General features: G+C 55.4%; 22 protein-coding genes. 21 read left to right on the top strand and 1 reads right to left on the bottom strand.

The window, feature by feature from the left end; genetic code table 11:
* Positions 1–207: 207 nt before the first annotated feature.
* The 18 genes from ACODR9_RS23925 (at position 208) to ACODR9_RS24010 (ending at position 9510) form a co-directional block, all read left to right on the top strand.
* A complete protein-coding gene (locus ACODR9_RS23925) occupies positions 208–912 on the top strand; it encodes a DNA-binding protein (protein ID WP_488813116.1) in 705 nt (234 codons plus the stop codon).
* Complete coding sequence (locus ACODR9_RS23930; protein WP_488813118.1) at positions 905–1093, top strand: hypothetical protein; 189 nt, start codon at positions 905–907, stop codon at positions 1091–1093. Before ACODR9_RS23925 ends, ACODR9_RS23930 begins: the two co-directional genes overlap by 8 nt.
* A complete protein-coding gene (locus ACODR9_RS23935; protein WP_488813120.1) occupies positions 1090–1767 on the top strand; it encodes a hypothetical protein in 678 nt (225 codons plus the stop codon). The genes ACODR9_RS23930 and ACODR9_RS23935 overlap by 4 nt, the downstream gene beginning before the upstream one ends.
* Before the next feature lie 10 nt (positions 1768–1777).
* A complete protein-coding gene (locus ACODR9_RS23940; protein WP_488813122.1) occupies positions 1778–2566 on the top strand; it encodes a restriction endonuclease in 789 nt (262 codons plus the stop codon).
* A 2-nt stretch (positions 2567–2568) separates the two neighbouring features.
* Positions 2569–3084, top strand: coding sequence for a hypothetical protein (locus ACODR9_RS23945; RefSeq protein ID WP_488813124.1), 516 nt, complete (start codon positions 2569–2571; stop codon positions 3082–3084).
* A 657-nt stretch (positions 3085–3741) separates the two neighbouring features.
* Positions 3742–3990, top strand: coding sequence for a hypothetical protein (locus ACODR9_RS23950; protein ID WP_488813126.1), 249 nt, complete (start codon positions 3742–3744; stop codon positions 3988–3990).
* A 202-nt stretch (positions 3991–4192) separates the two neighbouring features.
* Positions 4193–4381: a hypothetical protein gene (locus ACODR9_RS23955; protein WP_488813128.1), complete on the top strand. Its 189-nt coding sequence runs from the start codon at positions 4193–4195 to the stop codon at positions 4379–4381.
* A 3-nt stretch (positions 4382–4384) separates the two neighbouring features.
* Positions 4385–5023 (top strand): DUF4942 domain-containing protein, encoded by a 639-nt coding sequence (locus tag ACODR9_RS23960; protein ID WP_488813129.1) that lies wholly within the window; start codon positions 4385–4387, stop codon positions 5021–5023.
* Positions 4971–5189, top strand: coding sequence for a DUF4942 domain-containing protein (locus ACODR9_RS23965; protein WP_488813131.1), 219 nt, complete (start codon positions 4971–4973; stop codon positions 5187–5189). Before ACODR9_RS23960 ends, ACODR9_RS23965 begins: the two co-directional genes overlap by 53 nt.
* Positions 5190–5307: 118 nt before the next feature.
* Positions 5308–5583, top strand: coding sequence for a hypothetical protein (locus ACODR9_RS23970; RefSeq protein ID WP_488813133.1), 276 nt, complete (start codon positions 5308–5310; stop codon positions 5581–5583).
* Between the two features lie 114 nt (positions 5584–5697).
* Positions 5698–6162 carry a TrfB-related DNA-binding protein gene (locus tag ACODR9_RS23975; RefSeq protein ID WP_488813135.1) on the top strand — a complete coding sequence of 155 codons (465 nt, stop codon included), beginning with the start codon at positions 5698–5700 and terminating at the stop codon, positions 6160–6162.
* Positions 6163–6176: 14 nt separating this feature from the next.
* Positions 6177–6929, top strand: a complete 753-nt coding sequence (locus tag ACODR9_RS23980; RefSeq protein WP_488813137.1) for a ParA family protein — start codon at positions 6177–6179, stop codon at positions 6927–6929.
* Complete coding sequence (locus tag ACODR9_RS23985; RefSeq protein ID WP_488813139.1) at positions 6929–8020, top strand: ParB/RepB/Spo0J family partition protein; 1092 nt, start codon at positions 6929–6931, stop codon at positions 8018–8020. Before ACODR9_RS23980 ends, ACODR9_RS23985 begins: the two co-directional genes overlap by 1 nt.
* A 50-nt stretch (positions 8021–8070) precedes the next feature.
* Positions 8071–8265: a hypothetical protein gene (locus tag ACODR9_RS23990; protein WP_488813141.1), complete on the top strand. Its 195-nt coding sequence runs from the start codon at positions 8071–8073 to the stop codon at positions 8263–8265.
* The gene (locus ACODR9_RS23995; RefSeq protein WP_488813143.1) at positions 8262–8549 is read left to right on the top strand and encodes a hypothetical protein; all 288 of its coding nucleotides are present in this window, start codon (positions 8262–8264) and stop codon (positions 8547–8549) included. The genes ACODR9_RS23990 and ACODR9_RS23995 overlap by 4 nt, the downstream gene beginning before the upstream one ends.
* A gap of 30 nt (positions 8550–8579) precedes the next feature.
* Positions 8580–8804: a hypothetical protein gene (locus ACODR9_RS24000; protein ID WP_488813145.1), complete on the top strand. Its 225-nt coding sequence runs from the start codon at positions 8580–8582 to the stop codon at positions 8802–8804.
* A gap of 72 nt (positions 8805–8876) precedes the next feature.
* Complete coding sequence (locus tag ACODR9_RS24005) at positions 8877–9248, top strand: hypothetical protein (protein WP_488813147.1); 372 nt, start codon at positions 8877–8879, stop codon at positions 9246–9248.
* Positions 9249–9306: 58 nt separating this feature from the next.
* Complete coding sequence (locus tag ACODR9_RS24010; RefSeq protein ID WP_488813149.1) at positions 9307–9510, top strand: hypothetical protein; 204 nt, start codon at positions 9307–9309, stop codon at positions 9508–9510.
* A 185-nt stretch (positions 9511–9695) separates the two neighbouring features.
* Here the strand turns inward: ACODR9_RS24010 and ACODR9_RS24015 are convergent, their stop codons facing one another.
* Positions 9696–10439: a SprT-like domain-containing protein gene (locus tag ACODR9_RS24015; protein ID WP_488813151.1), complete on the bottom strand. Its 744-nt coding sequence runs from the start codon at positions 10437–10439 to the stop codon at positions 9696–9698.
* A gap of 184 nt (positions 10440–10623) precedes the next feature.
* Between ACODR9_RS24015 and ACODR9_RS24020 the strand changes: the two genes are divergently transcribed.
* From ACODR9_RS24020 to ACODR9_RS24030, 3 genes are all read left to right on the top strand, one after another.
* Complete coding sequence (locus ACODR9_RS24020) at positions 10624–11169, top strand: recombinase family protein (RefSeq protein ID WP_488813153.1); 546 nt, start codon at positions 10624–10626, stop codon at positions 11167–11169.
* Between the two features lie 257 nt (positions 11170–11426).
* A complete protein-coding gene (locus tag ACODR9_RS24025; RefSeq protein WP_488813155.1) occupies positions 11427–11693 on the top strand; it encodes a hypothetical protein in 267 nt (88 codons plus the stop codon).
* Between the two features lie 11 nt (positions 11694–11704).
* Positions 11705–11945: hypothetical protein (locus ACODR9_RS24030; protein ID WP_488813157.1), on the top strand; the 241-nt coding region annotated here is incomplete at its 3' end.

The raw sequence follows: 11945 nt of genomic DNA on the forward strand, positions 1-11945 counted from the left end.
GACCACCAGCCCCGGCCACCGACCACCAGCCCCGGCCACCGACCACCAGCCCCGGCCACCGACCACCAGCCCCGGGCAGGGTTTCGCATGCGAAAGATCGTTGTTGTGCATGTGGTTTTTTTGTGTTATGTGCTGTAATTTATTTTGTAATTTTATCTGTAATGTAATACACTACATTACATAACCTTACCTGATTGGAGATTCCCCATGCCGGCACCCGCTACCATCACACCGGAATTGGTCATCGAGACTGCGGAAGAACTTGCGGCGGCCGGCTCAAAAGTGACCACTGAAACCGTAAGGGCCGCGTTGCTTTCAAAGACGGGGGTCGGCGGTTCTCATGGCACCATCGCCCCGGTTCTGGCCAAGTGGAAACGTGAGCGCGCAAATGCCGAGGCCAAGGTTGCCGATGTTCAAGCCCCTATCCCTCAATCGCTTGTTGCCATGCGTGAACGGAACCAGCGCGAAGAATGGGCGCTGGCCGTTAAAGAGGCTGACGCCCGGTTTGATGCAGAACGCGAGCAGTACCGGCAGGAAATCGTCCGGTTGGAAGATGAATTGCGCGAGGCGCTGGCACTGGCCGATAGCTTGCAATCGAAGCTGGATATTGTTGAGGCGGATTGCCATGCGAACGCGGCGCGTGCCGGAGAGGCTGAACAGCAAGCCATCGTAATGGGCGAACGAGCGCAGGTTGCGGAGGCGCGCAATCAAGAGCTAATGCACCGGATTGAAGATGCAAACCGTCAGGCGGCGGCGGATCGAGGGAGGGCGGAACGATTGCAGGAAGAGTTGTCTAGCGTTCGAGGCGAATTGCGGCAGCAGGCGGCCGCACTGATGGAAGCTAAGGAACAGGCGGCCGAGCTACGCGGCCAGGTGAAAGGGTTGCAGTCCAAAGGTGGTGATAATGAATAAACCAGATCAGCGGTTGCAGCAGGCCGCCGACGAGCTGGGCATTGCAGTTGATGCCATTCGTTCGGCTTACGGCCTGACGCCGGCCGAAATGTTGATGATGGTCAACATGGCAAACGAACGCTTGTTGTCCATGTTGTTGATTGCTGAAAAGCGTATGCGTGACCAAAGGGGCGAATCATGAAAAGAGTGATGGCGTTGATCTGCTTTGCCGCGCTTGCCGGCGGCGCTGGTGCTGAAACGTTGCCGGAAATTGATTGGGCTGCCTTGAAGGGGCAAGCCGTCCAGGTGCAGGCGGATGACCCGGCTGTTCAGGGGGTATTGGCCAAAGAGTTTGGCGGTCAGCCAGGCGCAGCTTTGCGGCTGGAAGCCAAGTCGTTTTACAACGTGCTGTATCAGCAGCAGGGGTTGCCGCGTCAGCGATTCAGCCTTTCCGAAGCCCTCGACGGCAAAGAGCCTGATCGAACGAAATTTCACTATGCCGCTTGCGGCGTGAAGATCGACAACACCGCCGGCAAGGCGCTGGCCAATGAAACCGGTCGGGAAGCTGGGATGCGAGCCGCGACCATTCCCGGTACGTTGAATACTACGCAAATGGCCGGCGTTGGTCTGGTTGTCGGTCTTGTTTCCGCGCTGGCCACGTCGCAAGAAAAAGAGCTGTCTTGCGAAGAAGAGGTAACGGTATGCCCTATTTCGGCCGCATTCTGCACTTGGCATGAAAGCGTTGTGACCGATTTCACCTTGTACGACGGCAACAAAGCTATCGCGCAGTCGAAAAAGTTTGTTGAGCGTAACGGCCGGGGGTTTGAACCGAAAGAGCTGGCCACCAAGCATCTAGATCAATTGAAAACGTTGTGAGAGGTTTCGCATGCGAAAGCGCAGTAATCGGAAAGGCTGGTTGACCTTGCTGGTCGGTTTGCCGTGGTGGATTTCAATCGTCTTGTCCGCCGGGTCAATGTTCTTCGGTTGGATTGTGCTTCGGTTCGTCCACCTTCCAGGCTGGCGCGAAGGCGGCGCGGCCGGTGCGTTTGATGACGCCTTGCACTCCCCTGCCCTGTCTAAGCTATGGGGTATTTTGGCGCTGATATTCCTGATGACCGGCGGGCTATCGCTTTGGCGACAAGGCAAGCGGAATTCCTTGCTTGACGGCCAGCGTAGCCTTGAAACCATCAAGGCGCTGTCGTGGCAAGCATTTGAGCAGCTTGTCGGCAACGCCTATCAGCGGCTTGGCTACCGTGTCACAGAAACGGGGCAAGGCGGCGCTGATGGTGGAATCGACCTGTTACTGAAAAAGGACGGCAAGACGATTCTTGTCCAGTGCAAAAAGTGGAACTCTGGCAACGTGGGTGCGCCCGTCGTGCGCGAAATGTTCGGGCTGATGCAGCACCACCAGGCAGACAGCGTGAAGGTTATTTGTGCCGGCAAGTTCTCGAAAGACGCCATCGAGTTCGCCAAGGGAAAGTCGATTGAGCTGGTAGATGGACAAGCGTTGATGGCCCTGATTGGGGACATTCAGCGAGGCGAGCTTGCCGGCGAAGACCTCTCCTGCCCGGCTTGCAAAGGCCCGATGACAAAACGCTTTTCGCGTGAGAGTGGGCGCATGTTCTATGGATGCCAGCAATACCCGAAATGCAACGGCACGCGGCCGATGGTGTAGCAATGGCTCCGATCAACTGGATGGCTATCACCACATGGATGCATGCCGGTAGTGTCGCCGGGCTGGTTGTCTTGTTTGCCGCCAGCCGGCCGCGCTGGCCGAGGCTCTATGCGGCCGCGATCTGGCCCGGCACGTTTGCCCATGAGTTTGCCCATTTTCTCGTGGGTTTCTTGTGCATGGCCCGCCCGGTTGCCATGTCGTTGTGGCCAAGGCGCATGCCTGATGGCGGTTGGCGGTATGGATATGTCGCATTTGGCAATCTGCGATGGTGGAACAAGATACCCATCGGCATCGCGCCGTTGGTTCTGTTTCCCATCGCCGGCCTGCTGGTCGGCAGGGCTTTCGCCCTACCGTTTTTTTCTGGCGGGCTGGTTCTGAAGCTGATTGCCGTGCAGCTATGCTTTTCGGCATGGCCGAGCCGGCAAGACTTCAAGCACGCGGCATCCGGGGCGGCCTCAATTGCTTGTCTGGCCTTGGCTGCTTATGGGCTGTACTTTGCGGTCAAGCATTTGCACTGATGCCTGTTTTTTGAGCATCATGCAAAACCATGAAACGGCGAGGGGAATGCAGCCTTATCAACGACCTTATCCACAAAAATGTGGGATATTTCCGAGGTTGACGCTATCACCATCTTGTACCGTAAAAGCCCCGATCAATCGGGGCTTTTACTATTTCTAGCCGGCTTTCAGGCCCGTGACGGGCCGATCATCCCCATGCCTACACCACAAGTCATCTGACGCCTACGCCGCCGCGTGGCGGCCGCTGCGCGCAGCGCGCAGCGCTTGCGGTCGTGGTCGTGAGCGTGTCTACCGTAGCAGATGCACGGTTCTGGCCGGCCGGAGGCCGTCCACAACCGGCACCCGGATAAATCGCGCCCGGCGCGTCTGGCTTCGCCATCCACCCCGCCCGCTCAACCGGGCGCGTGTGCGCGTCTGCTGTGATGCGCTGGTGGCGTCGCATAGGTCGGATTGGTCTACAGGAAGGAGGGTCGGGGCGGCGGTCGCTGTTGTGCCAGGTATCGAGGGCAATATCCGTGAAAAACAGCAATGCTGTGACACGGAAACTGAAAAAATACGGTGTTTTTGCCATAGATAGTGAAAAAATCATGTTTTTCAGCATGTTGCACTCTCTTTTGGTCTTCAAGTACGTTGAAAACTCAACTACTTGGAGCATCTATGGATCACCTCAATAACTGTCCATTCTGCGGATTCGATGAAATAGGGGTTTCTGCTCGATACGATGGGCTTTACATCCGCGAGCAACATCAACCCCATCCCGGCCGCTATCTGGCCTTCGCTGCGATCTGTGGCCGCTGTGGGGCGCGCGGCCCGATCGTGAAGGTTGAAGAGGGTTTTAGTTCTATCACCAGGTACTTCGCTGTTGAGACTGCGGCGGCCTTGTGGAATGGTGAAATCTCTGAATAGTGTGTCTGGAATACAACGGGCTAAAAAATATTTTGTTTGGTGGCCCGTTGTTTTCATTAATCGTGTCACTGCAATTTCACTTACTTGTCACTAATGTCACTTTCTTTGTCACGGCGTAAGTAAACGTTGACATTGTTGTTTAGTAAACGTATAATAAAAACACTTAGACAACGTTTCAACGGGGTGCATTATGCAGATCGAAATGACTGCCGACCAAGTGGACTTGATTCATTTTTTGCTTGATCTGGCGAATGAAGGCTGGGGCATGAAGCAAGAAATCAATGGTGACTACGCGGCCGAGGATGTGGCCTTTGTAGATAGTCAGCTCAATGAGGGTAAAGCGCTGGTGCAGCGCCTCAAAGAGTCGGTTTCTCAACGGCTGGCGGGGTGAGTCATGGAATTGGTGAAGAGTGTCAGCATTGAAAACTTGGTGAACCAGCGCCAGGGTGTACTTGATCGTATCCATCAAGCTGTTGCGCTGCTGGCCGAGGCCGAGGATTTGGCCAAGGCAGCCAATATTGGCTTCCCGCGTATCATTCTTGAGCAGAACTATTCCTTGCGTGGTTCCGACGCCCTGACTGGTGATTACTCCCGCCGGGCCGAGGCGCTGGCCAGAATAACGAAGATCATCGACATGAAGGCTTGGGGCTATCTTCTGGATGAATCGGGGTTGCGCACTTTCATGGACTCGAAAGCGCGTGAAGAATGGTCAAGACAGTTGAATGAAGGGGATGTGCCTGAACTCACGCTCGAAAATATTTGCAATAGCTTTGGCATGCTGTATGCCCAGCGCGGCGAAATGTTTGAACGTGGGGTTGTCAATTGTTTCCGGCGGCTATCGTGGAACTACAAGACCAACTCCCCGTTCAAGTTCGGCAAGCGCATCATCCTGAATCAGTTGTTCCAGTACGGCTATCGTCACCCCAATAGCCAGGCTACGAATGAGCTAGACGACTTGATCCGGGTGTTTGCCATCATGGATGGCAAGCCGGAGCCTGACCACACGCAACGGCGTGTATTTCTTAATCAGTGAAGCCTCAACGCGATATGAGCGCGAGGCTGAAAACGAGTACATGCATTTGCGCTGGTACATGAAGGGTAGCGGGCATGTCACGTTCAAGCGGCCCGATCTGGTGGACAAGCTGAACAAGATCATCGTCAAGCATTACCCCAATGCATTGCCTGCTGACAGGCGATAACCAGGAAGGCCCGCCGCGTGCGGGCTTTCGCATGCGAAAGCTTTACAAATATATACGTTGACAAAGTAATAATGTAAACGTACAATTAATCATAAAGCAACGTCACCCAGGAGTTGCAATGGATGATCTTTTTTCAATGCCCGAGCTTGAGGACGCACCCGCAGGGGATGGATTGGCCGCCAGGTTGAATGCGGCTTTGATGCGGGGCGATCTGATTGCAGCCTTGCGGTTGGTAAATGGCCAGCCGGCCAAGAGGGTTGCCGGCGCGATGCTCAAGGCTGGGTTCTCTGTGCCGGGCTGGCGTGATCCTCGATTTTGGCACGCCGTTCAACGTGATCTTTACGCCGCAGCAAGGGCAAAAACCGATGGCTGGGGCTTGCGGGGTAATGGTTAAAATTTCAGTTTACAAAGTGAAAATTGTATGTATAATAACACTGCAACGGTTGATTCTGGCAAAGGCAAACCCCTTCAATATTTACCAGGAGGGCCGGTTACGGCCAGAACAGATATGAAAAAAACTCAATCCCGCATGGGTCGCCCGAGCCGTTACGAAGGCTGCATGACCAGCCAGCAATTCGATGAAACGGTGGCTGGGCTGGGCGACAAGAGAGTGGCAGAAGAACATATTGCGGCGGCTCGATCTGTGATGGTTGACGGGGTTTCTACCGCCTCGCTGGCTATCGAGCTGGATATTTCGCGGCAATACCTGCATCGCGTGATCGTGATGTTGTGGGATCGAAGCCAGGGCTTCGAGGAAGTGAACGAGCGGCTACCGGCAAAGGCCGCGCAGATGGTTCGGGAACTGGCGGCTGCGTGCCGTGAAGGAGGTAGCGACATAGAAAAGCGGCTGGAAGAAATCCAGCACATGACATCGCAACTCAAGGTGGACAAACAGCTTGGCAAGATTCAACGGCTGACCGACGAGCTGCAAAATCTCGCGGCGCAGGTCGCCGGGAAGAATACTCTCAATTAGAAGAGGTTTCCAAAATGGCAATGAAAACATCGGTTGTGGCAAATCAAAAAGGTGGAGTGGCAAAATCCACCACGAGTACCCATTGGGTTATGTACGATCAAGAGCAAGGGCGGCGGGTGCTGTTCATCGACCTTGATCCCCAGGGTAATAGCAGTTCCGACCTGATCCGGGCATACGGGGAGCCGGCCGGTACTGCGAGTCAGATGTTCAACCCGGAGGCAGATTTCGATATTCGCCCCCTGACGGTGTTGCGGGCCGACAAGCAGGAGTTGGCCAACATCCTCGACAAGCGGGCGGCGAGCGTGGCGGCATTCAAGGCCAATATCGAAAAACTGTCGCCGCACTTTGACCGCTGCATTATCGACACGTCCCCGATGGTGACGGGCCTGATGGAAGCGGCATTGAGCAGCGCCGACTATGTGCTGTCCCCTCTTCAACTGAACCAGTACGCCGTCGATGGTATCGCTGACATGCTGACCGTCATCAAGAACGTCAAGCAGAAGACAAACCCGAAACTGGCGTTTCTTGGCATGTTGCCATCCATCGTGAAAGGCAATTCGCCTAACCAGCAAGACACCTTGCGGCGGCTGCAAACGCTCTACCCGAGCTTGGTTTTGTCGGTAAGCGTTTCCGACCGGCAATCCATTCCCGAGGCGTTGCAAAACGGTGTGCCGGTATGGAAGTGGCAGAAGACGACGGCCCGCATTGCTGGCCAGGAATTGCGCGCAGCTTTCGAGTTGCTGGATAAGAAAATGGGGGTGCAGTAATGAGCGGCGTAGAACTTGGAGCCTTGGATTCGTTCGCTAACTTGGGCGATATGCTGGCAAGCAGTGATCCGATTGAAACGGACGGTCGCCCGAAAGAAATCCCGCTGGACAAAATCCAGCGTGACGAAGACCAGCCACGCACGATCTTTAACCCGGTCGCGTTGCAAGAGTTGGCAGACAACATTCGTGAAAACGGAGTGATTCAGCCTATCGGCGTGCATGGCCCTGACGAAACCGGGATGTATACCATCGTCTTTGGTGAACGCCGCTGGCGGGCGTCGCAACTGGCCGGGAAGACGACCATTCCTTGCGTGTTGCGCGATAAGCAAGACCCGTATGTGCAGGCGGCCGAGAACATCCACAAGGATGATTTCAAGCTGATCGAGCTGGTGAACTTCATTCAGAAGCGCATGGTAAAGCACGGCGAAACCATGACGTACATCGCCAAGAAAATGAGCAAGCCGCTGTCTTTTATTAGCAAGCATGCGGCGCTTATCGACTGGCCGGAGTACATCGCCGCAGTACATGAAAAATGGGACGTTACCGACGCTGAAACGCTGTATCTGCTGGTAACGCTGGCCAAGGAAAACCCGGATGAAGTAGAGGCGTTCTGCAAAGCCGCCGCATCGCCGGAGCATGTCGGCCGCGCAGCAGTAAAAGCGCTCAAGGCTAAAATCCAGGTTGCCAAGGTTGGCCAGCAACACCAGAAAGACCGCGAGGAAGCTGGCGGCGCTGTTGTGTTGCCAGCGGCCGAGCCGACGCCCCAGGTAGTGCCAACTACGCCGCCGGCCCCGCAGTCCGCGCCGAAGCCTGTTAAGGAGCCGCAGCCGGCCAGCCCGGCCCCCAGCGAACCGGCAACTAATGCAGAACCGGTTTCGCCGGCCCCCGCCGAGCCGATGCCGCAGCCCGAGCCGATGCCCACCCGCACCGCGCAGCCGAAGCCGCGGATTCTGGTTAGGGCGTTTGGCAAGGAAGGCTATTTGGTGCTCGACCCGTCGTGCGAGTTCGGCATGGTGCGTGTTGAGTTCAAGGACAGCGAAGAAGTCATGCTTGCCGAAAATATTGAAGTTCTGGCCGTTGTGACCGAGTAACTTTCGCATGCGAAACCCCGGCGCTTGTCGCCGGGGTGATGGAGGTAAAATTGAAAGTCATCGTTATTTTGAGTCTGGCGCTGTTGACCGGTTTCGCCTTGGCGCATGTGATTGCTGGTGGCCGCCCGGACGCGGATCAAAAGCCGGGAGTGTGGCGGGCCATGCTTTACTCGTTGAAGCTGGCCGGGGTGATGTTGAGTTCTGCCGTGGCCTTTACTGTTGTACTGAAAGGTGGCGCGCTGTGAACCAGGATCATCAATCCCAGGATGTTGCGGCCGTAGCGGCTGACAATTTTTCGGTGATCCAGTTCTTTGTCGATGGAAGTGGCGAGCGTGTTTTGGAACGGGCGTCTGTCTCGGAGGCAATGGAAAAGGCCAGATGGTTCAGCACCAGTGTTGGCGCTCGCTTAGGAACGACTAACAGAGTAGTCATTCTCGAAGACAATGACGCCATTGTCTTTGAATGGAAGTTTGGGGACGGCATAACCTTTCCCCCTCAGTTGGTCGGGCGGGACTGGATTGAAGAGTAGGCCAATCACTGAAAATACTGGAAAATTAGCATGGGACAAATCTCAAGGTTCCTCAGCGGAGTGACTGTTGCATCGACAGTAAATCGCTTTTTTGAGCGGTGGAATGAACCGAGGATGCGCAAGAAGGCTCAACGTGAGGGGTTCGTGACCGAGTTCAATCAGGAGCTTTCTGCCCTCAAAGAGTGCGGGGTAGATGCGGCATCGTATCGAGCCTTTTTTGCCGCCCGTCAGCGCTATTACCAAGCCAACCAGTGACCACGGAAAATAATTTACCGGCGCATTCGTGTAGCTCCGATTATTGGGTGTCACCCACAAAAGGATAAATCCATGAGTAATCTTGACAAAACGGCAGAGACAGTCCGCTTGAATCCGTACCCGGAATTGAAGAACGAGCCGGATTTCACTATCGACTTTCTGGTGCTACTGGCAGGCGAAGAGATTGCCGAGAGCGTCAAAGCTAAAGCTAAAGAGGTAATGCTTACCGTCGCGGCCGACAAGGAGAACGTCAATCTCCTCAATCTGGTTGACGCATTCGATCAGGTTACTGAACTCCGAGAGTTTGCAGCTCGACTGCGTAAGGCGGCACTACCAGGAGCGTTTGGCAAGTTTTTCAACCCCGATGAATATCACAATTTTGCAGAGCAAGAATTGTCGCCGGGGCTGGTGGAAATCCGTAATCACTTTCTCACCAAGCCGTAGCAGCCTAGCTGCAACGCTGCATTTTCGTTATAGATTTAGCCTTTTTGTGAGGGTAAGTATGAAGCAAATTCTGTTTGTGGCTTTGGTCGGCTTTTCGATTGCTCATGCCTTTGGGGCTGAAACGCGGGTTGGTAAGACTGAAGATTTATCCAAGTCTGCTTATCGAAAATCCAATGCCGATGCGCTGGCCAAAATGGATGCGCAGGCGAAGGCCGAAGCGCACGCGAAAGCGGATGCTGATCTTGTGAAAGACGCTAAGTGAAGATCAGGGAAATTCTGTTGTTCTTGCTTGGCCTTATGGTCGGTTTGCTGTTCCTCACCTTCTCACCGGCCTTAAAGCTATTCTTGCAGCGTTTTATGTGAAGCCTGTTGATGGTTGCCGGTCATGCCGGCAACCGTGAAACGGTTTGCCACACCGTTGTTTCCCGGCCAAGCGCCGGGATTTTTTTATCTGGTGACAAAGGCTATTTGGCACTCGCCGCAAATCAGCTTGAGCGCCGGCTTTCCCCAGGCGTTCGCCTTGCATTTCGGGCAGGTGTATTTGGTCTTGTAGGTCTTCGCCGGTTCCTCTGTTCCCTCGACAATGGCCCCGTCCGGGCCGGCGATCTGGCCCCCGGCCGGGGCGGTGGCGTCGCCGCCATCCGTCCCGGTTGGCGCGCTCGCTTGGCTGGCCGCCCGGAGCTGGGCCACGTATTCCGGCGGTGCGTACCGGTCATACCAGGACAACGTGAATCCGGTTGTCAGCAGGGTATGGCATGCCTGATCGAACGGGCCGCCCTCGATGATGTAGTGGGTCATGTGTTCGCCTGTCTTTGCGCCGCCAGGTTGGCCGGTGGCGGAAGGCATCAGGCCGATGCTTTCCATCTTCTCGCCCCACTCTTTGTTGTGGTAGCCGCGCCGGCCAGGCTTGCCGAAATGGTACTGCCAGACATGGGCCATTTCATGCGCGAGCGTGGACAGGGTTTCTTTGATCGTGCGGATACCAAAGTACGACGGGTTCATGGCGATTTCGGTGACGCGAGTATCCGGCGAGGTGTGTTGTGCGAACCGTAGGCGACTGCAATAGCCCCGCGCCCCTTTCTTGCGTTGCAGCGTAATCATCACCGATGGCAATTCCCCGGCGAATAGTTCGCGGTTGAAATGCTTATAGGCTTGTTCGAGTTCGCCGTATGCTTGCCCTGTTGGTTCCATGTTGTCACCTTGTTGGATCGTACTATCCAATTATATGTCGTTTACCGGCAGGCAACCAGGCCGCCGCCTTGTCCGTCAAACGATCATTTGCCGGACAGTGCGCCCGCTTGTCCGGCAATGCCTTGCGGAATGGGTTTTCGGACAATATGATAGACGGACGGCATGACGGACAAACGAGGTGAAGATGGCGCTCATTGGCTATGCGCGAGTCTCGACGGGGGAGCAAGACACCGCCTTGCAGACTGATGCACTTCGCAAAGCGGGGTGTAAACGGATTTTTGAGGATACCGCATCCGGGGCGAAAGCCGAGCGGCCGGGCCTGACGGCCGCGCTGGCTTATCTACGTGATGGCGATGTGCTGGCTGTCTGGCGGCTTGATCGACTCGGGCGCTCGCTACCCCACCTGATCGAGACAATCGGCGCACTGGACGCCCAGGGGGTTGGATTCCGCTCGCTAACCGAAAGCATCGACACGACTACACCCGGCGGGCGGTTGGTTTTTCATGTGTTTGGCGCGCTTGGCCAGTTCGAGCGCGATCTGATCCGCGAGAGAACCAAGGCCGGGCTAGTCGCCGCCGCCGCTCGCGGCCGCAAGGGCGGCCGGAAGCCTGTCGTCACCGCCGAGAAGTTGCAGCGGGCGCGTGAATTCATCGCGGGCGGGCTGAACGTTAGAGAGGCCGCCGCCCGACTCAAAATTAGTAAGACTGCCCTATATTCCGCACTAAAATAAACGTACATCTCTTGTTTTGTAAACGTTGACATATGGCGAGCAATGGCATACTATTACCTTGTGTTTATAGGGGTTTGCGCCATGATCTTCTTTCACCGAATTCACCGTATGTTCCAGATTTTACGCTTGAAGCGATCCGGGCAATGCTGGGTCGTTAAGCGGTTCAAGGTTGCCGGCGCACCAGGGTATACCGTCTACATGCCGGCGACGAAGCAGGTCATCGGGGCCGGCATGCGCCATGCCGAGGCTGTGGCTCGATGCCAGAAGATGAACGCCATGTTGTTTTCGAGGTTGCCATGAGCAGCCCGTTGAACGAGTGGTGCATTCAGTGCCAGTGCGGGCATGTAGACAGCTTCGATGCTTTCACCCATACGCCGATCAGCGGCCCATTGCCCATTCATCACTTCCAATGCCCGAAATGTGGCCAGGCTTGGGCTTTGGAGAAAACGCCGCTGGAAGTCGAAGAGGACGGTTATCGCCGCTTGCCCCATATCGACATTGTTCCGAAAAACCCTGTTTTATAGTGGTGGACTCAATGGCTGATGACTGGAAAGTAATTGATGACTGGTGCGCAAAGCATAGTGTGACAGGATGGACGATTTGCAAAATCGGGCTTGGCGACCAGCGGTTTATTTACGAGTTGTGGCCGGTTGATGGTTCGAGTTGTGTATTCCGGGCCGATGCATCAAAGGATTTGGTTAAGTATCACAGAGAAAATGTCGGGTATGCGGAAAAACCTGTTGGTTTTGGGCCTGAAGCCTACTTGTCACAATCAC

The sequence above is a fragment of the Aquitalea sp. FG25 genome (assembly GCF_057809375.1).